The following is a 19,915-nucleotide window of genomic DNA, read 5'->3' on the forward strand; positions in this document are numbered from 1 at the left end:
TTCTAACGACCCTTCTGTCGAGCGGTGCGGTTGCCGGAGTCGAGGCACTGCTCGACGTACCGGTCGGCGGCCGGCCGCAGCCGGGCCGCGTGCCGGTCGAAGAAACTGGCCGCGGCGGTGCCGGGCCAGCGCTCGGGGAGCAGCGCCGGGGGCAACTGCGGGTCCCGGAACAGGAAGGTACGCCACGCGTGCACGAGCCGGAACCGGACGGCGTACGCCTCCTCGTCCGGGCTGCGCACGGTGACCCCGGCCAACAGCGGTCGCTGCTCGGCGACGAACTGCTCGTACGCCTGGCCGATCTCCGTCAGGTCCCAGGCCCGGCGCACCACGCCCATCGCGCCGGGGGTGCCGGCGGTGTGCGCGGCGCTGAACCGCTCGTGGCGCACGCCCGCCTCGTCGAGCAGTACGTCGACGTCCTCACCCGGCCGGGTCGCCACCCACGTGCACTCGTCGAGGGCGCCGTAGCCGAGGAAGGTCAGGTTGGCGGCGAGCCGCTGCCGGTCCCGCCGGGACAGGGGGGCCTCCAGCACCAGGAGGTCGAACCGCCCGTCCCAGGTGATCCGACCGGTGCGGTAGATCCGCGCCGCCGCCTCGTCCAACCGGCGGGCGGCTTTCGGTGTGATCGAGTATCCCGGCCCGGAGGCCAGCCGGCACGGGTCGAGCCACCCCTGACGGACCATCCGGGAGACCGCCGTGCGTACGGCGGGCGGGGCGATCCCGAGCGGCGCCAGTAGCCTGACCAGGGCGGCGACGGGTGCCCGGCCACCTCTCGCCCGGAGGTGGTCGCCGTACAGGTCGAAGAGTGCCGACCGTGCCTGCATGACCGCACATTGTGACAGGCCTTCTCAGGATAAGCTAGATGCTGTTACATCAATGCTGCTTCGGTTTGGGTCCGGCGGTGTTCATCAGGGAAAATCGTTGGTCGACACCCCCGCATAGGTTGCGGGTGGTCAAGGCGAAGTGGCTGTGGGGCAACCCACCGACCCTGGTGTAGGTCTGAGGGGAGACAACATGGCGGCGATGAAGCCGCGGACGGGCGACGGTCCGCTGGAAGTCACCAAGGAGGGCCGGGGCATCGTCATGCGCGTCCCGCTGGAGGGCGGTGGCCGGCTCGTCGTCGAGATGACTCCCGACGAGGCCAACGCGCTCGGTGACGCACTGAAGGCAGCCGCCGGCTGACCGAGGAACGGTCCGCGCGCCCGCGCGGGCCTTTCGTCAATCCCTGAGCCACCGGCCCCGCCGGTGGCTCAGGGTCTTCATCTCCCGCGGAGCCACGCTCCGCGCGCTTCCCTGGAGGTACGGCTCCGCGTGCTCGCCATCCGTCTGCTCGCCGAGCCGGACCGGCTCGACACCCTCGTTCTGCCCGTGCGGCCCGGCCCGGCCGACGACGACCAGGCCCGACCTGCCCCGACCGGGTCGGCACTGCCCGACGGCGTGGCCGAGGAGGCCACCGCACTGGCGCCGGCGGCCCGGCTGACCGGGCGGCCCGGCGAGGTCCACGCCCAGCTGCGACCCGGACGCGACCCCGGCCGGCTGCTGCTGCTCGGCGTCGGCGAGAGCGACGAGGCGGGCTGGCGGGCGGCCGGCGCGGCCCTGGCCCGCGCCGCCAAGGATGAGACGCATGTCACGTTGGCGATGCCGGCCGACGCCACCGAGGCGGCCGTACGCGGGCTGGTCGAGGGGCTGCTGCTGGCCTCGTACCGGTTCCGGCTGACCGACGCCGGCACCGCCCCCGCCCTCGCGGAGGTCGACGTCCTGGTGGCCGATCCGGACGCGCACACCGCGGTCCTGGAGGAGGCCCGGACGACGGCCCGGATGACCCGGTTCGCCCGGGATCTCACCAACACCCCCTCTTCCGTCAAGAACCCGCAGTGGTTCGCCGACCAGGTGGCCGCCCTCGCCGCCGACGTGCCGGACCTGCACCTGCGGGTACGCGGCCCGGACGAGCTGGCGGCCGAGGGCTTCGGCGGGATCCTCGCCGTCGGGGGCGGCTCGGACAACGGCCCGCGCCTGGTCGAGCTGGACTGGCGGCCGGCCGACGCGCGTACCCACGTGGTGCTGGTCGGCAAGGGGATCACGTTCGACACCGGCGGCATCTCCATCAAGCCCGTGGCGTCGATGAAGCTGATGCGCAAGGACATGGCCGGGGCGGCGGCCGTGGTCGCGGCAACCCTCGGCGCGGCGGCCCTGCGCCTGCCGGTCCGGGTCACCACGCTCGCGCCGCTCGCGGAGAACATGCTCAGCGGCTCGGCGTTCCGCCCCGGCGACATCATCCGCCACTACGGGGGCACCACCAGCGAGACCACCAACTCCGACGCCGAGGGGCGGCTCGTCCTGGCCGACGCCCTCGCGTACGCCGTCGCCGAGTTCCAGCCCGATCTGCTGGTCGACCTCGCCACGCTCACCGGGGCGAACGCGGTCGCGCTGGGCAAGCGCACCGGCGCCCTCTACAGCGACAACGACGCGCTCGCCGCGGACGTGCTGGCCGCGATCGCCGCCGCCGGCGAGGCCGCCTGGCGGATGCCGCTGCCCGCCGACTACGCCGAGCACCTCGGCAGCGACCTGGCGGACCTGCACAGCTCGCCGGACCGGGGCGCCGGGTCCGTGATGGCCGCCCTCTACCTGCGGGAGTTCACGGGCGGACTGCGCGACCGGTGGCTGCACGTGGACATGTCCGCGCCGTCGTGGGCCGACGGCGACGACGCCGAGCTGACCCGGGGCGCGACCGGCTGGGGCGTACGCTCGCTGCTGCGCTGGCTGGGCTCGCTGGATTGACCGTCCGGCGGCGCCCGCCCCCGGCGGGCCCCCGGTCAGCGGCGGGTCAGCACTTGACGGCGGCGAGCAGCCCGTGGCCGACCGGCAGCAGCGCCGGGATCCAGTGCTCGGACTCCCGGATGGCCTTGATCGCCTCGCGGACGGTCACCGTCTCGACGTCCCGGGCGGCCGGGTCGCCGATCCGGCCGCCGGCCAGCGTGCCGTTGAGCGCGACCACGCCACCGGGGCGCAGCAGTCGCAGCGCGGCGTCGACGCAGGCGGCGAACCCGGTCGCCTCGGCGTCCACGAAGACCAGGTCGTACGCGCCGTCGGCGAGCCGGGGCAGCACGTCCAGCGCCCGGCCGGTGATGATCCGGGTACGGCCGGCGGCGAAGCCCGCCTCGGTGAAGATCCGTCGGGCGATCCGCTGGTGCTCGACCTCGACGTCGATGGTGGTGAGTACGCCGTCGGCGCGCATCCCGCGCAGCAGCCAGACCCCGCTGACTCCCGTGCCGGTGCCGATCTCCACCACCGCCCGGGCGCTGCCGGCGGCGGCGAGCAGCCGCAGCGCCGCGCCGGCGCCGGGGGTCACCGCCTCGAGGCCCACCTCGTGGGCCAGGCTGCGGGCGGTGCGCAGGACGAGATCCTCGGTCACGTACGACTCGGCGAAGTGCAGGGTCTGGGCAGTCGAAGTGCCGGAACCGGCGACCGTGGCGATGGGACACCTCCGGGCGGCATGCGTGGTGCGGGGGCGGGTGGGCACTGTGAGCCTAGAGGCGACGTCGCGCGGGCGCAGCCGCGCGTCCGCCACCCGACGATCACGGTCGGCAACCGGTGACTCGATCCGGGGCATCCGTGTAATCCTGGAAGCGGTGTTCCGGCGAGCGGGACCGGGCGACCCTGTCGCCGGGGCCGTGGAGCGCGGGACCCGGGGATGGACTGGGAGGGCACCGACGTGACCGACGGCTGGGACTGGCGCCAGCCCGGGGGAACTCCGGCACCGGCACGACCGCCGCTGCCCGGACATCCGCCGGTGGGCCCGCCGCCGACGCCTCAGGGCGCCGGGGGTGGCCCGACTTCGCCCTGGTGGTCCGACGCGCTGGCCGACCCGTGGCGCGACCCGTCCGCGCCGGCGGCCGTGGTGCTGCCGGCCGCGCCGGGCCCCGGCACCGAGCCGGAGCCGGTCAGCGATCCCGACGCCCCGGGCCGGCCGACGCTGCGGCAGTTGCTGCTCATCCCGTTGATCACCGCGCTGCTCGCCGGCAGCCTGGGCGGCGCCCTCGGCTACGCCTTCGCGGTACGCGGCGGCGCCGTGGCCGGCACGGTGCTCGGCGCGGATCCGCAGGCGCCCGGCCTGGCCCAGCGCAGGCCCGAGTCGCTGGCCGGAGTCGCCGAGCGGGTGCTGCCCAGCGTGGTGACCGTCCGGGTGGCGGGCCTCGGCGGCACGAGCGAGGGTTCGGGCTTCATCGCCAGCGCCGACGGGCACGTGATCACCAACGACCACGTGGTGGCGGGGGCGACCGGCGGCAAGGCGTCGGTGGTCTTCAACGACGGCAGCTCGGCCCCGGCGACCGTCGTCGGCAAGGACCCGGAGTCCGACATCGCCGTGATCAAGGTCTCCCGCTCGGGCCTGCGCCCGGTCGAGTTCGGTGACTCCGACGCGCTGGCCGTGGGTGACCCGGTGCTGGCGATGGGCTCGCCGCTGTCGCTGGCCAACACCGTCACGGCCGGCATCGTCAGCGCCCTGGACCGGACGATGCGGGCCGGCGAGCCCGGCGGCCCCACGCGCTACTACGCCGCGATCCAGACCGACGCGGCGGTCAACCACGGCAACTCGGGCGGCCCGTTGGTCGACGGCGCGGGCCGGGTGATCGGCGTCAACTCGACCATCAAGTCCCTGGTCTCGGACGGGCAGGAGGCCGGAAACATCGGCCTCGCCTTCGCCATTCCCATCAACCAGGCCAAGCGGATCACCCAGGACATCATCGGCACGGGCAAGGCCCGGCGCACGGTGATCGGGGCCCAGGTCGGCGGGGCCGGCGCGGGCACCGGGGGAGCCGGCGTACGCCTGGCGGCCGTGGAGCCGTCCGGGCCGGCGGCCGGCGCGGGGCTGAAGGCCGGTGACGTGATCCTGAAGCTCGACGGCCGGCCGATGACCGAACCGACCGACCTCATCGCCCTGGTCCGCAAGTACGCGCCCGGCGCCGTGGTGACCGTGGAGTACCGCCGGGGCGCCAACCGGCAGAACGCCTCGGTGACCCTGGCCGCTGACGCCAAGTAGGCCCGCTCACCCCCTCCCGGGCGGTGCCCCGCATGCGTAGTCTTGCTGCTGAAGCCGAAGGAGGCCCGCGCAGTGTTCGAGAACCTGAACTGGTGGGAGATCGGTGCGCTGCTGCTCCTGGCGCTGCTGATCTTCGGTGACCGGCTGCCCACGGTGATCAGCGACGGCCTGCGCATGGTGCGCAACCTGCGCGCGATGGCCAGCAACGCCACCACCGACCTGAGCCGTGAGCTGGGCACCGACATCCAGCTGGAGGATCTGCACCCGAAGGCGTTCATCCGCAAGCACCTGCTCAGCGAGGAGGACGAGCAGGCGATCCGGAAGCCCCTCCAGGGCGTCTACGACAACCTGCGGGCGGACGTCACCGGGGTGCACAACGAGCTGAAGGACGTGGCCTCCGCCGCCGACCTGCGCGCGGGGAACGCTCGCCCGGCCACCGCCACCGGTTCCGCCCCGGCCCCCGCCCCCCGCGTGAGCTACGACGACGCGACCTGACCCCGTCCGCCGTGCACGCCGCTGACCGGGATCGTCGCCGACGCGGTCGACGCCTGCGCCTCCGACGGCGGCGTACGCCGCTACGCGCTGGCTGACCCGTTGCCGGAGACGGCGACGGGGGCGGCGCTCCGCGGGGGAACGCCGCCCCCGTGCGGGTGGCGACAGTGCCGGCCGGTCGGCCGGCGTACGGTCAGCGGCCGGCCGGCTTGAGGCCCAGCGGCTTGCCGAGCAGCGACTCCCGCCGCAGGGCGAGCCGGTCGGCGACCTGGCCCAGCGCCTTGGCGGCCGGCGAATCCGGCTCGGCCAGCACGATCGGGGTGCCCACGTCGCCGGCCTCGCGTACGCGGGTGTCGAGGGGGACCTGCCCGAGCAGCGGCACCTGCGCGCCGATGGTCTTCGTCAGCGACTCGGCGACCGTCTGACCGCCGCCCGCGCCGAAGACCTCCATCCGGGAGCCGTCGGGCAGCTCCAGCCAGGACATGTTCTCGATGACGCCGACCACCCGCTGGTGGGTCTGCAGCGCGATCGCGCCGGCCCGTTCCGCCACCTCGGCGGCGGCGGCCTGCGGGGTCGTCACGATCAGGATCTCGGAGTTGGGCAGCAGCTGGGCCAGGGAGATGGCCACGTCGCCGGTGCCCGGGGGCAGGTCGAGCAGGAGCACGTCCAGCTCGCCCCAGTAGACGTCGGCGAGGAACTGCTGCAACGCGCGGTGCAGCATCGGGCCGCGCCACACCACGGCGGCGTTGCCGGCGGTGAACATGCCGATCGAGATGACCTTCACGCCGTGCGACTGCGGCGGCATGATCATGTCTTCGACGCGGGTCGGGCGGCCGTCCGCGCCGAGCATCCGGGGCACCGAGTGGCCGTAGATGTCCGCGTCGACCACGCCGACGGAGAGCCCGCGGGCGGCCAGCGCGGCGGCCAGGTTGACCGTCACGCTGGACTTGCCGACGCCGCCCTTGCCGCTGGCGACCGCGTACACGCGGGTGCGCGAGCCCGGCTGGGCGAACGGGATGACCGGCTCCTGGCCGCCGCCACCGCGCAGCTTCGACTGGAGTTCCTGGCGCTGCTCGGGGCTCATCACGCCGAACTCGATCGTGACGCCGGTCACGCCGGGCACCGCGCCGACCGCGGCGGTGATGTCCGAGCGCAGCTTGTCCTTCAGCGGGCAGCCGGCGACGGTGAGCAGCAGCTCGACCCGTACGACGCCGTCGTCGCCGATCTCGGCGGAGCGGACCATGCCCAGCTCGGTGATGGGCCGGCGGATCTCCGGGTCGTTGACGGTGGCCAGCGCGGCCTGGATCGCGTCGGAGACGGTGCTGACGGGTGCTGACATGCCCGCAATGCTACGTCGGCGGCCCGGCCCGACCGTCGCCAGCGGGGACCGGTGTGAGCGAATCGATGGTGACGGCTGGGCCCCCTCCGGCGGTGCTGCCGGGTCGGCGGTTCGTGCCGTCCCGTCAGCGCTCGGACTCCCGGCCCCTCGGCTCCCGGCCCTCCGCCCGGCCGCCCTCCGCCAGGTCCCCGTCCAGGTCGTCGCGGGGTTCGTCCAGCCCGTCGCCGTACTGCGGGACCCGCTCCTGCTGCCGGCGCTCCAGCCGCTGCCGGCGCCGGCCCGCCTCGTCCAGTTCCTCGGCCAGCCGGGCCAGCTCCGAACGGAGGAAGTCCCGCGTCGCCACCTCGCCCATCGCGTTGCGCAGCGCGGCGATCTCCCGGGTCAGGTACTCCGTGTCGGCCTTCTGCATGGTCGCCCGCCGGCGGTCCTCCTCCAGGGAGACCCGGTCCCGGTCGGCCTGCCGGTTCTGCGCGAGCAGGATCAGCGGGGCCGCGTAGCTGGCCTGGAGGGAGAGCACCAGGGTCAGGAACGTGAAGGTGTACGGGTCGAAGCGCAGGTCCGCCGGGGCCAGCGTGTTCCAGCCGAACCAGAGCGCGATCACGATCGTCATGTAGACGATGAAGTTCGCGGTGCCCATCCCCCGGGCGATCCCCTCGGACCATCGGCCGAAGGCCTCCGGGTCGAACCGGGGCAGCTTGACGCCCCGGGGCTCGCGCGGCTGGTCGAGGCGCGGCGCCCGTCGCTGCTCACTCATCGGCGTCGTCCAGCGTCGTCTCGGCGGCGGACGACCGGCCGGCGGCGTCCCGGTCCCGCCAGTCCCGCGGCAGGAGGTGGTCCAGCACGTCGTCGACCGTCACCGCACCGACCAGCCGGTTGTTGCGGTCAATCACCGGCATGGCGACCAGGTCGTACGTGGCCATCCGGCGGGTGATCTCCGGCAGCGGGGTGGTCGGCCGCAGCGGGTCGATGTCGTTGACCACGATGCCGCCGAGCAGGTCGGCCGGCGGCTCGCGGAGCAGCCGCTGGAAGTGCACCATGCCGAGGTAGCGGCCGGTCGGCGTGGTCATCGGCGCCCGGGACACGAAGACCTGCGCGGCGATCGCGGGGGAGAGCTGCGGTTCCCGGATCCGGGCCAGGGCCTCGGCGACGGTGGCGTCCGGCGGCAGGATGACCGGCTCGGAGGTCATCACGCTGCCCGCCGTCCCCGGCGTGTACTTGAGCAGCTGACGCACCGGGTCGGCCTCGTCCGGCTGCATGAGGTCGAGCAGCACGTCCTGCTCGGGCGGCGGCAGCTCGCTGAGCAGGTCGGCGGCGTCGTCCGGGTCCATCTCCTCCAGCACGTCGGCGGCCCGCTGCCGGTCCAGCGCGGCGAGGATCTCCACCTGGTCGCGCTCCGGCAACTCGCTGAGCACGTCGGCCAGGCGCTCGTCGTCCAGCGCGGCGGCGATCTCGTTGCGCCGGGCGTCGGGGAGGTCCTGGAGGGCGTTGGCGAGGTCGGCGGGGCGCATGTCCTCCAGCACCGAGAGCAGGTTGGCCGTGCCCCGGCTGTCGCCAGCACCGCTGAGCCCGCCCACCCGCTCCCACTCGACCTCGTGCAGGTGGCCCCGGCGGGTCAGCCGGCCGGTCTGCTCGCGTACGGCCACCCGGGCCAGCGACCACTCCCCGCCCCGGCTGCGCTCCATCGCCACGTCGACCACGGAACCCGCCTGCCCGCCGGGGTCGAGCCGCACCCGGCGGTCCAGCAGCTCCTGGAGTACGAGCAGCTCGTTCGGTCGCTTCTCGAAGCGCCGCAGGTTGAGGGTGCCGCTGCCGAGCACGACGGCTTCGGCGTCGATGGAGGTGATCCGGTTGATGGAGAGGAAGATGCGCCGCCGCATCGGCATCTCGGCGACCAGTCCGACCACCTCCGGCGGGCGCTGCGTCGGCCGCAGCCGGGCCACCGCGTCGCGGATCCGGCCCACCTGGTCGCCGTTGGGGTCGAAGACGGCGACCCCGGCGAGCCGGGCGATGTAGATCCGGGTCGGCGTGCTCACGGGCACCAGCCTAAGCGCCTAGTGTTTATCAACATGTCGACCTTGGCCTACGAGATCGTGGACGTCTTCACCGACCGCCCGTTCGCCGGTAACCCGCTGGCAGTCGTGTTCGGTGCCGAAGCACTGGCCACCGAGCAGATGCAGGCGCTCGCGTGTGAGTTCAACCTCTCCGAGACGGTGTTCGTGCTTCCGTCCACCCAGGTCGGCGTCACCTACCGGGCCCGCATCTTCACCCCGGCCGAGGAACTGCCCTTCGCCGGGCATCCCAGCGTCGGCGCGGCGGTGACCGCCAGCCGCCGTGGCATGTTCGGTGCGGGGCAGGTCACCCAGGAGTGCGGCGCGGGCGTGCTGCCGATCGAGGTGACCGCGACGGGGGCCACGCTCACCGGCGGCACACCCACCCTCGGCCCCGAGCTGGACCCGGAACCGCTGCTGGAGATGGCCGGCCTGGACGCGGACGACCACGTCGGCCCGGCGCCCCGGGTGGCCGGCTGCGGGCTCGAGTTCCCGTACCTCCCGGTCCGCCCGGACGCGGTGGCTCGCGCACGGGTCAACGCGGCGGCGGCGCAACGGTACGGAGTTGAGCATGTCAGCGTCTTCTCCTGGGACGCCGCCTCGCAAACCGCGCACGCCCGGGTCTTCGTTCCCGGGTTGGGCGTGCCGGAGGATCCGGCCACCGGTTCGGCCGCGCTGGGCCTCGGGGTGTGGCTGGTCGCCAGCGGGCTGCTGCCCGCCGACGGGCGCGCGGAGTACACCGTCCACCAGGGCATCGAGATCAACCGCCCGTCGGTGCTGGCCTGCACGGTGACCGCCGAGGACGGCCAGGCCGTGGGCGCCACCGTGGCCGGCCACGTCATGCCGGTGGCCCGGGGCGAGATCATGGTCCCGCCGTTCGTCGGCTGAGCCGCGCGATCCGTACCGCCGACCGGATCGTCCGGCGTCGTGCCCGTGGCGTACGCCCCGATCGCGTCCGGGCTCGGCGCGCGGCCGGAGCCCGGGTGGCGCTGACGGGACGGGGGCGGATGCGGGAGGATGCCGGGATGACCGACGCGGAGCGGACCAGCACGCCGCTGGTCGACGAGGCGATGAAGAAGGCCGCCGTGGCCTGGGTGAGCGTGCCCGGCGGGCCGGCGCTCGCGCTGTGGTGCCTGCCCCTGGAGGGGGCGCTCTTCGTGGTCAGCGGTCCCGGGGAGCAGTCCGCCCCCGGTCTGGCCGACGCGACCGAGGCGCAGGTCACCCTGCGCGGCGACCACGGCGGGCGGATCGTCACCTGGCCGGCGCGGGTGAGCCGCCTGACGCCCGGCACCGAGCACTGGGAGACCGTCGCGCCGCTCGTGGCGGCGAAGCGGCTGAACGCGCCCGGGCCCACGGCGGAGCTGGTGGAGCGCTGGGCGGCCGACGGCTGCGCGGTGAACCGGCTGGCCCCGGCCGGCGAGCCGGTCTCCGGCACCGGGCTGCCCGCGGACTCGCTGGCCGAGGTGCCCCGCGAGACGCCGGCGGTCCGGGCGATCCGCAAGCCGTTCCGCCTGCACCGGGTCCGCCGCCGCTGAGCAGCCCACCCGCTGACGGCGGAGGCGGCCCGCCGCTGTCCGGCGTGACCTGCCGCTGTCCGGCGCGACCCGCCGTTGTCCGGCGTGACCTGCCGTTGTCCGGCGTGACCTGCCGCTGTCCGGCGTGACCTGCCGCGCCGGTCGTCGGCGCCGGTGACCACGGGCTCAGGAGACGCAGCCGGCCGGTACGGGTGCGACCGCGGCAACGGGTTCGTCCGCCCGCCCCGGCACCCGCCCGACGAGGTCGACCACTTCGTCGAGCGAGCGCAGCACCGGCCCGATCCAGGTCTCGTCGGCGTTGAACACCATGTGGCCGGCCAGGTCCGGCGCGGCCAGCCGTACGGCCGTCATCCCGGCCCGCTCCGCCCCGGTCAGCTCCTGGCTGCCGCCGTCGCCGACGTAGAGGCAGTCCGCCGGCGCCAGGTCGAGCCGCCGGCACGCCGCCTGGTAGAGCGCCGGGTCGGGCTTGCAGCGCCCCACCTGTACGGAGAAGACGTGCACGTCGAGCAGCGGGGCGATCGGCAACTGCGGCAGGAACGCCGGCAGCTCGTGCGTGCAGTCGCTGATCACCCCCGTACGCAGGCCGAGACCGCGCAGCGCGGCGAGCGTGGGCACCGCCTCGTCCCGCAGCCGGGTGTCGGCACGGATGGCCCGGTGGCGGGAGGCGACCGCCGAGCGGACGGCGTCGTCGGAGGGGTGCAGGCCGGCCTGCTCGCAGACCCAGCGCAGGGTGGCCTCGGCGTTGCCGAATCGTCCGCAGGCCCGCTCGTAGAACGTGCGGTCGAGTACGTCGACGAGCGTGCGCGGCGCGCAGCCGAGCAGTTCGGCGGTCGACCGGTGGGCCGCGCCCCGCTGGACGGAGCAGGTCAGCGTGCCGAAGAAGTCGAACAGGACCGCCTGGTAGGTGGGCATGGAGGAGCGCCTCCGGGCGGTAGGGAATCGCCGGCGCGGACAGGCATGATCGTAACGGAGTGCTGACGGTCCGTGGTGACCCGTGGCGTGTGAGGATTGCTCCCCGTGTCCCCCGCAGCGCACCGTCCACCGTTCGATCCGGCGACCACCGGGGCGGTCGTCCTGGCCGTCGTCGCCGTCTCGTCGTCCGCGCCGCTGGTGGCCGTCGCGGCGGCGCCGGCGCTGGCCGTCGCGTTCTGGCGCAACCTGCTCTCGGTCGCCGTGCTCGGGCCGTTCTCGGCGGCCCGGCGACGCGCCGAGTTCCGGTCGCTGACGGTCGGCGCCGGCCGGCGCGAGGGCGTCTACTGCGTGCTGTCGGGGGTCGCGCTGGCCGCACACTTCGCCACCTGGATGCCGAGCACCAAACTCACCTCGGTCGCCGCGGCCACCGCGCTCTGCGCCACCCAACCGGTCTGGCAGGGGCTGATCGCCCGCGCCCAGGGCCGCCGGCTGCCGGGCGTCGTCTGGGTCGGCATCACGGTGGCGGTCGCGGGGGCGGGCGTGGCGACCGGGGCGGACTTCGCCGTCTCCGGCCGGGCCGTCGCCGGCGACCTGCTCGCGGTGGCCGGCGGCCTGTTCGCGGCGGTCTACACCGCGCTCGGCGAGCGGGCCCGTACGACGATCAGCACGACCACCTACACCACCGTCTGCTACGGGGTCTGCGCGCTGATCCTGCTCGTGGTCTGCCTGGTCGGCCGGGTGCCGCTGACCGGCTTCGACACCGGCACCTGGCTCGTGGTGCTGGCCCTGGTGGCCGGGGCCCAACTGCTCGGGCACTCGATGTTCAACTACGCCCTGAAGAAGGTCTCGGCGACCACGGTCAGCGTGCTGGCCCTGCTGGAGGCCCCGGGCGCGGCCCTGATCGGCTGGGCCTGGCTGGGACAGCTGTCCCGGGTGACCGCCCTGGTCGGGCTGGGGCTGCTGCTGGCCGGCGTCGCCGTGGTGGTGCTCGGCGGCGCCCGCGCGGCCCGCCGCGTCCGCCCGGTCACCACCGCCGTCCCCGCCGACGCCGGCCCGCCCCCCGACTGACCCGCCGCCCGGCAGACCCCGCCGGACGCCCGGCTGCCCCTGTGAACCTCGCCGGCCCGCTGCCCGGCTGGCCCGCTGCCCGGCTGGCCCGCTGCCCGGCTGGTCCGCTGCCCGGCTGGTCCGCTGCCCGGCTGGCCCGCTGCCCGGCTGGCCCGCCGGACGAGCGCTCAGCCGGTCGGCGGCCACTCTTTGGCGCGGGAACGGCCGATCCGGCTGCCGGAACCGGCGGCGTCCGTGAGAGTGCGAGGAAGGAGACGCGGCGGCGGGAAGGCGGATGGCGGAGCGGGACGGCGGCGAGAGCGGGCACAGCACGGCGGTCACCCCGTCGGCCGAGTTCCCGCCGCTGGACCCTGACGAGCTGGGCGCGCTGCGCCGGATCGGCGACCGGTGGCGGGCCGCCCGCCGGGCGCGCCCACCCGGCGCGGACACACTGCCGGTGGACCCGACGCTGCGCCGTCATCGCGGCCCGCCCACGCCGACCCGGTTCGGCCGGCTCGCTCCGATCGCGATGTTCCGGGTGGAGGAGCCGGACGAGCTGGTCGCCACCGAGCCTGCCCACCTGCCCGGCACCCGTCTCGGCCGGGCGGCCACCCGGCTGCGGCGGGCGCTGTTCGGGCCGCCGCTGAGCAGCGCCGCCGTGCTCTACGAGCGGATGCGCAAACTGGTCGCCCTGCCGGTGCTCTCCTCCGACCTGCTCAGCTCGGTGGCGTACGGGCCGGAGGCGATGCTCGCCGTGCTGCTGCTCGCCGGCAGCGGGGCGCTCGGACTGTCCCTGCCGCTGGCCGCCGGGCTGGCGTTGCTCATGGTCGCGGTCGGCCTCTCGTACCGGCAGACGGTGGCCGCGTACCCGCACGGGGCCGGGTCGTACATCGTGGCGGGTGACAACCTGGGCGCGGGAGCCGGCCTGGCCGCGGCGGCGGGGCTGATGACGGACTACGTGCTGACCGTGGCGGTGTCGGTCTCCGCCGGGGTCCGGGCGGTCACCTCGGCGATCCCGGAGCTGGCCGGCTGGACGGTGCCCCTGGGACTGGCCGTGATCGGCGTGCTGCTGGCCGGCAACCTGCGTGGCGTACGCACCGCCGGCAACCTCTTCGTGCTGCCCACGTACGCCTTCGTGGTCGCGCTGCTGGCGCTGCTCGCGGTCGGTTGGTTCCGCGCGGCCGGGCGGGGTTTCGTCCCGGTCGCCCCGCCGCCGGTGCCGGCCGTCGAGGGGCTGGGGCTGCTGCTGGTGCTCCGCGCGTTCTCCTCGGGCGCGGTCTCGATGACCGGCATCGAGGCGGTCTCGAACGCGGTGCCCGCGTTCCGGGCACCCGAGTGGCGCAACGCGCGCACCACGCTGACCTGGATGGTCGGGATGCTGGTGCTGTTCTTCGCCGGGCTCGTCGGGTTGATCCACCTGTCCGGGGTGGTGCCCACCGCCGGGCAGTCGGTGCTCTCCCAGCTCGCCCGGTTCACCTTCCCCAGCGGCCCCTGGTACGGGCTGATCCAGGCCGCCACGGCGGTGATCCTGCTGCTGGCGGCGAACACCGCCTTCAACGGCTTCCCCCGGCTGCTCTTCTTCATGGCCGGCAACGGTCACGCGCCGCGCCGGTTCCTGCACATGGGTGACCGGCTCGCCTTCAGCAACGGACTGGTCGCGCTGACCGCCGCGGCGGCGGCGATCTTCGTGGCGTTCCGTGGCCACACCGAGGCGCTGATCCCGCTCTACGCGGTCGGGGTGTTCCTCGCGTTCACCCTGTCTCAGGCGGGGATGGTGGTGCACTGGCGACGGCGGCGCGATCGCGGTTGGCGTCGCCGGGCCGCGGTCAACGCGGTGGGCGGCGCGGTCTCCGGCCTGGTGCTGGTCACCGCGGCCGTGACCAAGTTCAGCGAGGGCGCGTGGGTGGTCGTGGTCGCCATACCGCTGCTGGTCCTGCTCTTCTGGGCCATCCACCGGCACTACCGGACGCTGCACCGGTCCCTGGCGCTGCATCCGCCGCCGCCGGGCCCGGCCCCCGGGCCGCCGGTCGTGCCGGCGCCGCCGCCGGCCGTCGGGCCCGCCGAGGATGAGGAACTGCCCGAGCAGGTACGCCACCTCGTGGTGGTGCCGGTCGCCCGGCTGAACCGGGCCTCGCTGCGGGCCCTGGCGTACGCGGCCTCGCTCGGGCAGCCGACGCTGGCCGTGCACATCGCCCCGGAGGAGCCGGAGGCGGACCGGTTCCGGGAGCAGTGGCGGGCGTGGGGTGACCACCTGCGGTTGGAGACGATCGTGTCCCCGTACCGGGCGGTGATCGGGCCGCTCGCGCACTACCTGGAGGCGCTGCACGCCTCCCGGGCCGACCTGGTGCTGACCGTCGTCGTGCCGGAGGTGGTGGTGCGCAGCCGCTGGCACCGACTGCTGCACAGCCGCACCGAGCATCGGCTGCGTACGGCGCTGCGCCGGCTGCCGGGGGTGGTGGTCACCAGTCTCCCGGTGCACCCGGGCGAATAGGTTCCCTCCGCGACGGCCCTCGCCGGCGTCTGCCCGGGTGAGGAGGTCGATCCGTTGACGAGTGAGGACCGCGCCCGGTCCGGCTTCGCCGAGTTCGTCCGCGCCGAGACGGCAGGGCTGACCCGGTTCGCATACCTGCTGACCGGCGACCGGCACCACGCCGAGGACCTCGTCCAGGTGGCGTTGGCCCGGGTGGCCGTGCGCTGGGAGCGGCTCGACGATCCCGGGGCGTACCTGCGTCGGGTGCTCTACACGCAGGCGGCGAGCTGGTGGCGGTGGCGGCGGACCCGGCCGCCCGAGCGGCTGGGCGCGAGCCTGCCCGACCGGGCCGGTCCGGTCGACGACGTCGACCTGCGGCTGGCGCTGCGGTCGGCGTTGGCCCGGCTGACCGTCCGGCAGCGGGCCGTACTGGTGCTGCGCTACTACGAGGACCGCACCGAGGCCGACACCGCCGAGCTGCTCGGCTGCCGGGTCGGCACGGTCAAGAGCCAGACGCGGCACGCCCTCGGCCGGCTGCGCGTCCTGGCCCCCGAGCTGGCCGAGATGGTCGGCCGGGACCCGCAGGAGGTGCACCGGTGACCGATCGACTCGCCGCGGCGCTGCGGGGCCTGGCGGACGGCGTGCCGGCCGCCGTCGTACCGGAGGATCTCTTCGACACCGCGCGGCGCCGGCACCGGCGTCGGCGGGCCGCCGTGGCCGGCTCGCTCGCCGTCCTGGTGCTGCTCCTCGGCGTCGGGTACGCGCTGCGCCCGGTCACCCTGCCGGCTCCCGCGACCTCCCGCGTCGAGGCCCCCGGCCTGCCGTCCCGCCTGGTCACGCCGCGACTGCTCACCGCGCCCGTGGACGCCTCGCCGCCCGGCCCGGCGGCGGCGCTGTTCAGCGGGCCGGCGGTGCGCAGCGACTGGAACGAGGCCCGGATGACCGTGGTGGCCGCCGGGACCGACCGCTACCGTCGGCTGGACGTCGGCCCCGTCATCCCCGGGTTCGACGCGCTGCTCTCCCCGGACGGCCGGTACGTCTGGGCCGGCGGGCTGCTGTTCGATCTGGCCACCGGCGAACACCGCCGCTCCGGCGCGCGGGGCCACCCGTTGGCCTTCGCGCCCGACGGGAAGCGGCTCGCCTACGCGGCCGACGACACCTTCACCGCGCCGAACACCTACGCCACCCCGTACGTCGGCCTGTACGACCGGGAGCGCCGGGCCGACGTGCTCCGGGTCCCGGTCGGGACGGCCTGGGTGCCGCCGGGGCGGGCCGCGGTCACCCCGGACGGGGGCACCCTCGCCATCCAGGTCCGCGACGAGGTGTGGCTGACCCGGGTCGCCGACGCGGGCGCCGACGGCACCGCCGAGCCCTACCGGAAGCTGCCGCTGGGCGGTGGGCGGCTGGCGGGACCGGGCGGGTGGCTGCCCGACGGAGGAGCGGTGGCGGTGGTCTCGCGGACAACCTGCGGGCCCTGTCCGGGCCCGGTGCCGACCTACCGGCGTAGCTGGCAGCTGACCGTCCCGGCGGGGCCGTCAACCGGGGCCGCCTTCCCGGAGGTGCGTTCCGCCACCTTCGTGCAGGTGCTCGGCTGGCGGTCGGCGGACGAGGCGGTCGCGCTGGTGGGCGTGCCCGGCCCGGACGCGGTCGACCGGCCGGACGAGCACGACAGCGCCTGGGGGCCCTACCACGAGCCGGGCACGGCAGCCGTCCAGTTGGTGCTGCTGCGCCGGGGCGCCGCCGTGCCGGAGGTGCTGCTGCACACCCCGGAAGGCGTCACCGAACTCTCGGTCGCCGCCGACCTCGCGGTCGACGGCGCGGTACGGACGTCAGGTGATCCCGACTTCGGTCCGCCGCCGCCCTGGCTGGTCGCCCTCGGCCTGGCCGGCGTGGCGCTGCTGGTCGTCTGCGTGGTGGCGCTGGTGCGACTCCGACACCGTTCGGCTGCGGCGAAGGCGGGCCCGGCGGGCGCGGCGTAGCCGGGGACGTCGCCGCACCCGCTGCCCGCCTGGACGGCGGCCCGGCCCGCCGCCGTCGGGCTGCTCGGCCCGCTGTCCGTCAGTCGCGGCGGGCGACCACCGCGACCCGGGGCAGCGCCTCCGGGTCCGGGACCGGGGTGAGCAGGTCGTCGATGGCGGCCACGTGGCTCGTCGCCCAGCCGGCCTCGGCCAGGGCGGAGAGCACGTCGGCGACGGGGTGGGCGGTGTTGGTGATCGTCGTGGTGAAGGGGGCCGTCCGGCCGTCCTCGGTGCGCAGCTGTCCGGTGACGTGCAGCGGGCGGCGGTCGCCGTCGAGCGGGCCCCGGGCCACCTCGACCGAGACGGTGCCGTCCTGCCGGGCGACCGGGGGGACGTCGGCGAGGAGTCCCCTCGTCGTCGACATGTCGAAGCCGAACCAGCCGCCCGGCGCGACCGCCCGGTGCACGCAGCGCAGGTAGGCCCGCACCCGGTCGATGTCGCCGACGTGGTTGAGGACGTCGTACGTGGAGACCGCGAACGCGCAGGGGCGCGGCACCTCGAAGTCCGCGGCGTCCGCGGCGATGAGCACCGCGTCGGTGCCGGCCAGCCGCTCCCGGGCGCGGTCGATCATCGCCTCGGAGATGTCGACGCCGACGACCCGGTAGCCGGCGGCGGCGAACCGGGCGGCCACGATGCCGGTGCCGCAGCCCACATCGAGCAGGCTGCGCTCGGATCCGGGTGCGACGTGCGCGTGCAGCCGCAGCCACGCCTCACCCATCCGCTTCGGGTAGGGCGCCCAGAAGCGGTCATACGCCGTGACGAAGGCGTCAACGTACTCGGCCATCGGGTTGCCTTTCGTAGTGCCGGACGGTGGAACTCGCCAACGGGACGAGCGCGGCGACGAAGATGACCGTGGCCAGGCCGAGCAGGGCCGTCCGTACGCCGATCGCGGGTACGACGAGACCGGCGGCGATCATGACCGGCGGGCCCAGCCCCACCGCCCCCAGCCACTCGTACGCGCTCACGCGGGACATCGCCTCCGTCGGCACCTCCGACTGGACGGTCGTCTCCCACAGCACCCCGAAGACGTCGAAGGCCACCCCGGCCAGCACGGCGGCGACGATCACGAACGGCAGGGCGGCACCGGACCCGAGCAGCAACGCCGGCAGCCCCAGCAGCGACACGGCGAGTACGGCCGTACGCAGGGGGCGGGTCGTCCTGATCCGCATCGCCACCAGCACGCCGGCGAACATGCCGACCGCGTACCCGGCCAGGACGCCGGACCAGGCGCCCGCGCCACCCAGGTGCGCCCTGGCGTGCAGGGGCCCCGCGAGCCCGAAGGTGACCCCGACGGCGGCGTTGATCACCGCTGCGGCGAGCACGATCTGCCACAGCCATCTGCGCCGCACGAACTCACGCCAGCCGTCGCGCAGCTCGGCCGGCAGGTTCCGCCTGCCCGTACGGGCGGTCCCGGTGAGGCGCAGCCGGGCGAGGAGCGCGGCGGCGACGGCGAACGTCGTGGCGTCGAGGGCCAGCGCCCAGCCCGGCCCCAGCCAGGTGATCAGCGCGCCGCCCGTGGTGAAGCCCGCGACCGTGGCGGTGTTCGTACCGAGCCGCAGCAGGGCGTTGCCGCGCTGCCGTGCCTGCGGGGCGACGAGTTCGGCGGTCAACCCGTTCAGCGAGGGCAGCAGCAGCGCGGAGGCGGTGCCGGCGACGGCCGCGCAGACGGCGAGGGCGGCGACGCTGGCCCGTCCGGTCAGGACGAGGACGGTCATCGCGCCGTACGCCGTGCCGCACATCAGCTCCGCCGCCACGAGTACGCGGTGACGCGGCAGCCGGTCGCCGATGACGCCGCCGAGCAGCATCAGCGCGATCCGGGGCACCGAGATGGCGGCGAGCACGAGCGACAGCGCCGGGGGCGACCCGTCCGGAAGATCGAGCACGGCGAAGGTCAGCGCGAGCGGGCCCATCGCGTTGCCGAAGACGGAGATGGTCCTGGCCGTGGCGAACAGGAGGAACCGGCGCTCGCGCAGCGGATCCGCCGGGCGGTCCACGGACGCGACGGCGTGGGTCACGCCCGGTCCGGGCGGACGAGTGCCTGCCACCGCGCCACCGGCTCGCCGGAGTCGAGCACGTGCAGCAGCGGCCGGCGGGCCACCACGGGGCACACGTGCCCGGGCAGCACCCGCAGCTCGTCGCCCACCGACACCGACTCCACGGCGACCGGCCCGCCGTCGGGCGCGGTCAGCACGACGCCGCTCATCCAGGTCTGGTCGGCGCCCGCCAGCAGTTCGTCGGCGTCGGTGCGCAGCACCTGCCCGTCGGTGCCGGTGACGGTCGTGGCGACGGATATCGCGACCGCCCCGGGGTCGCACTCGCCCAGCCGGGCGAACCCGCCGTCGAGCAGCGCGTACGCCCCGGCGCAGACCTCCGTCACACCGGCGACGTCCAGTGCTCCGGTGAGGGTCGGGGTGCCCCCCACGCTCACGGCCGGGCAGGGCGATCCGGCCGCGCGGATCCGCTCGGCGACCGCCACCAGCAGGCGCGCCTGGCTGCGGCCCAGCTCGACCCGGTCGCGCGCGGCGGCGGGGTCGGTGATCCCCACGTACCCGGTGACGCCCGCCATCCGCAGCCCGCCGGTCCGCACGACCGTGGCGGCCAGCTCCACGGCGGCGTCGGGCTCGACGCCGACGCGGTGCAGGCCGGTGTCGACCTCGATCCGTACGCCGAGTTCGACGCCGTGGGCCTCGGCCGCCGCGCCGAGCCCGGTCACCGCGTCGGGGTGGTCCACGTGCACCGTCACCGCGCAGTGCCGTGCGAGCTGGGCGAACCTGGTCCACCGCCACGCGTCACGCCACGGCCACGCCACCGCCACGTCCGTCACGCCCACCGCCACGTAGGCCTCGGCCTCGGCCGCCGAGTGGACCGCGACGCCCACGGCGCCGGCGGCGACCTGCCGGGCGGCGATCTCGGGACTCCGGTGCCCCTTGACGTGCGCGCGCAGGGCGACGCCGGCCTCGGCCACCCGCCGGCCGTACCGCGCGATGTTGGCGTCCAGCCTGGCCAGGTCGACGCTCAC

At 75.2% G+C, this 19,915-nt stretch carries 19 protein-coding genes; 10 read left to right on the forward strand and 9 right to left on the reverse strand.

The features are described from left to right. Positions 1 to 2 precede the first annotated feature (2 nt). The gene (locus ACGFIR_RS04515) at positions 3 to 821 is read right to left on the reverse strand and encodes a PaaX family transcriptional regulator C-terminal domain-containing protein (protein ID WP_393000412.1); all 819 of its coding nucleotides are present in this window, start codon (positions 819 to 821) and stop codon (positions 3 to 5) included. 190 nt (positions 822 to 1,011) lie between these two features. On the opposite strand from ACGFIR_RS04515, the gene ACGFIR_RS04520 reads away from it, so the two are divergent. Together ACGFIR_RS04520 and ACGFIR_RS04525 are read left to right on the forward strand one after the other, a co-directional pair. Further along, the gene (locus ACGFIR_RS04520; protein ID WP_007455245.1) at positions 1,012 to 1,179 is read left to right on the forward strand and encodes a DUF3117 domain-containing protein; all 168 of its coding nucleotides are present in this window, start codon (positions 1,012 to 1,014) and stop codon (positions 1,177 to 1,179) included. Positions 1,180 to 1,308: 129 nt separating this feature from the next. Next, the gene (locus ACGFIR_RS04525) at positions 1,309 to 2,775 is read left to right on the forward strand and encodes a leucyl aminopeptidase family protein (protein WP_393143195.1); all 1,467 of its coding nucleotides are present in this window, start codon (positions 1,309 to 1,311) and stop codon (positions 2,773 to 2,775) included. 46 nt (positions 2,776 to 2,821) lie between these two features. Here ACGFIR_RS04525 and ACGFIR_RS04530 read toward each other — a convergent pair whose 3' ends face one another. After that, on the reverse strand, positions 2,822 to 3,409 hold the full coding sequence (locus ACGFIR_RS04530; protein WP_089003702.1) for an O-methyltransferase: 588 nt from the start codon (positions 3,407 to 3,409) through the stop codon (positions 2,822 to 2,824). Between the two features lie 279 nt (positions 3,410 to 3,688). Between ACGFIR_RS04530 and ACGFIR_RS04535 the strand changes: the two genes are divergently transcribed. Beyond that, entirely contained in the window at positions 3,689 to 5,035 is a 1,347-nt protein-coding gene (locus ACGFIR_RS04535; RefSeq protein ID WP_393000408.1) for a S1C family serine protease, read from the forward strand. 72 nt (positions 5,036 to 5,107) lie between these two features. Next, complete coding sequence (locus ACGFIR_RS04540) at positions 5,108 to 5,530, forward strand: preprotein translocase subunit TatB (protein WP_393000406.1); 423 nt, start codon at positions 5,108 to 5,110, stop codon at positions 5,528 to 5,530. 190 nt (positions 5,531 to 5,720) lie between these two features. Here the strand turns inward: ACGFIR_RS04540 and ACGFIR_RS04545 are convergent, their stop codons facing one another. From ACGFIR_RS04545 to ACGFIR_RS04555, 3 genes are all read right to left on the reverse strand, one after another. After that, entirely contained in the window at positions 5,721 to 6,866 is a 1,146-nt protein-coding gene (locus tag ACGFIR_RS04545; protein WP_393000404.1) for an Mrp/NBP35 family ATP-binding protein, read from the reverse strand. Positions 6,867 to 6,990: 124 nt separating this feature from the next. Continuing rightward, on the reverse strand, positions 6,991 to 7,620 hold the full coding sequence (locus tag ACGFIR_RS04550; protein WP_393000402.1) for a DUF1003 domain-containing protein: 630 nt from the start codon (positions 7,618 to 7,620) through the stop codon (positions 6,991 to 6,993). Next, positions 7,613 to 8,899: a magnesium transporter MgtE N-terminal domain-containing protein gene (locus ACGFIR_RS04555; protein ID WP_393143196.1), complete on the reverse strand. Its 1,287-nt coding sequence runs from the start codon at positions 8,897 to 8,899 to the stop codon at positions 7,613 to 7,615. The genes ACGFIR_RS04550 and ACGFIR_RS04555 overlap by 8 nt, the downstream gene beginning before the upstream one ends. A 33-nt stretch (positions 8,900 to 8,932) precedes the next feature. On the opposite strand from ACGFIR_RS04555, the gene ACGFIR_RS04560 reads away from it, so the two are divergent. Further along, a complete protein-coding gene (locus ACGFIR_RS04560; RefSeq protein ID WP_393000398.1) occupies positions 8,933 to 9,802 on the forward strand; it encodes a PhzF family phenazine biosynthesis protein in 870 nt (289 codons plus the stop codon). A 137-nt stretch (positions 9,803 to 9,939) separates the two neighbouring features. After that, positions 9,940 to 10,449: a hypothetical protein gene (locus tag ACGFIR_RS04565; protein ID WP_393000396.1), complete on the forward strand. Its 510-nt coding sequence runs from the start codon at positions 9,940 to 9,942 to the stop codon at positions 10,447 to 10,449. 165 nt (positions 10,450 to 10,614) lie between these two features. Here ACGFIR_RS04565 and ACGFIR_RS04570 read toward each other — a convergent pair whose 3' ends face one another. Continuing rightward, on the reverse strand, positions 10,615 to 11,361 hold the full coding sequence (locus ACGFIR_RS04570) for an HAD family hydrolase (RefSeq protein WP_393143198.1): 747 nt from the start codon (positions 11,359 to 11,361) through the stop codon (positions 10,615 to 10,617). A 96-nt stretch (positions 11,362 to 11,457) separates the two neighbouring features. Here ACGFIR_RS04570 and ACGFIR_RS04575 point away from each other — a divergent pair, with 96 nt between their 5' ends. The 4 genes from ACGFIR_RS04575 (at position 11,458) to ACGFIR_RS04590 (ending at position 16,857) form a co-directional block, all read left to right on the forward strand. Next, entirely contained in the window at positions 11,458 to 12,429 is a 972-nt protein-coding gene (locus tag ACGFIR_RS04575; RefSeq protein ID WP_393143200.1) for a DMT family transporter, read from the forward strand. 274 nt (positions 12,430 to 12,703) lie between these two features. Then, positions 12,704 to 14,899: an APC family permease gene (locus ACGFIR_RS04580; protein ID WP_393143202.1), complete on the forward strand. Its 2,196-nt coding sequence runs from the start codon at positions 12,704 to 12,706 to the stop codon at positions 14,897 to 14,899. A 54-nt stretch (positions 14,900 to 14,953) separates the two neighbouring features. Further along, the gene (locus tag ACGFIR_RS04585; RefSeq protein ID WP_393143204.1) at positions 14,954 to 15,478 is read left to right on the forward strand and encodes a SigE family RNA polymerase sigma factor; all 525 of its coding nucleotides are present in this window, start codon (positions 14,954 to 14,956) and stop codon (positions 15,476 to 15,478) included. Further along, on the forward strand, positions 15,475 to 16,857 hold the full coding sequence (locus tag ACGFIR_RS04590) for a hypothetical protein (protein ID WP_393143206.1): 1,383 nt from the start codon (positions 15,475 to 15,477) through the stop codon (positions 16,855 to 16,857). The genes ACGFIR_RS04585 and ACGFIR_RS04590 overlap by 4 nt, the downstream gene beginning before the upstream one ends. Positions 16,858 to 16,936: 79 nt before the next feature. Here the strand turns inward: ACGFIR_RS04590 and ACGFIR_RS04595 are convergent, their stop codons facing one another. The 3 genes from ACGFIR_RS04595 to ACGFIR_RS04605 are packed head-to-tail and all read right to left on the reverse strand — an operon-like array spanning position 16,937 to position 19,915. After that, positions 16,937 to 17,680 (reverse strand): class I SAM-dependent DNA methyltransferase, encoded by a 744-nt coding sequence (locus ACGFIR_RS04595; RefSeq protein WP_393143208.1) that lies wholly within the window; start codon positions 17,678 to 17,680, stop codon positions 16,937 to 16,939. Beyond that, on the reverse strand, positions 17,664 to 18,911 hold the full coding sequence (locus tag ACGFIR_RS04600; RefSeq protein WP_393143210.1) for an MFS transporter: 1,248 nt from the start codon (positions 18,909 to 18,911) through the stop codon (positions 17,664 to 17,666). Before ACGFIR_RS04600 ends, ACGFIR_RS04595 begins: the two co-directional genes overlap by 17 nt. After that, positions 18,908 to 19,915 carry an alanine racemase gene (locus ACGFIR_RS04605; RefSeq protein WP_393143211.1) on the reverse strand — a complete coding sequence of 336 codons (1,008 nt, stop codon included), beginning with the start codon at positions 19,913 to 19,915 and terminating at the stop codon, positions 18,908 to 18,910. Before ACGFIR_RS04605 ends, ACGFIR_RS04600 begins: the two co-directional genes overlap by 4 nt.

This window comes from Micromonospora sp. NPDC049051, from assembly GCF_043197575.1.
Taxonomy (GTDB): domain Bacteria; phylum Actinomycetota; class Actinomycetes; order Mycobacteriales; family Micromonosporaceae; genus Micromonospora.

Bases quoted from the DNA above. Each gene is read 5' to 3' on its own strand.
- ACGFIR_RS04560 (WP_393000398.1), top strand. From the start codon at position 8,933: ATGTCGACCTTGGCCTACGAGATCGTGGACGTCTTCACCGACCGCCCG.
- ACGFIR_RS04570 (WP_393143198.1), bottom strand. From the start codon at position 11,361: ATGCCCACCTACCAGGCGGTCCTGTTCGACTTCTTCGGCACGCTGACC.
- ACGFIR_RS04580 (WP_393143202.1), top strand. From the start codon at position 12,704: ATGGCGGAGCGGGACGGCGGCGAGAGCGGGCACAGCACGGCGGTCACC.
- ACGFIR_RS04565 (WP_393000396.1), top strand. From the start codon at position 9,940: ATGACCGACGCGGAGCGGACCAGCACGCCGCTGGTCGACGAGGCGATG.
- ACGFIR_RS04535 (WP_393000408.1), top strand. From the start codon at position 3,689: ATGGACTGGGAGGGCACCGACGTGACCGACGGCTGGGACTGGCGCCAG.
- ACGFIR_RS04520 (WP_007455245.1), top strand. From the start codon at position 1,012: ATGGCGGCGATGAAGCCGCGGACGGGCGACGGTCCGCTGGAAGTCACC.
- ACGFIR_RS04550 (WP_393000402.1), bottom strand. From the start codon at position 7,620: ATGAGTGAGCAGCGACGGGCGCCGCGCCTCGACCAGCCGCGCGAGCCC.
- ACGFIR_RS04515 (WP_393000412.1), bottom strand. From the start codon at position 821: ATGCAGGCACGGTCGGCACTCTTCGACCTGTACGGCGACCACCTCCGG.
- ACGFIR_RS04595 (WP_393143208.1), bottom strand. From the start codon at position 17,680: ATGGCCGAGTACGTTGACGCCTTCGTCACGGCGTATGACCGCTTCTGG.
- ACGFIR_RS04545 (WP_393000404.1), bottom strand. From the start codon at position 6,866: ATGTCAGCACCCGTCAGCACCGTCTCCGACGCGATCCAGGCCGCGCTG.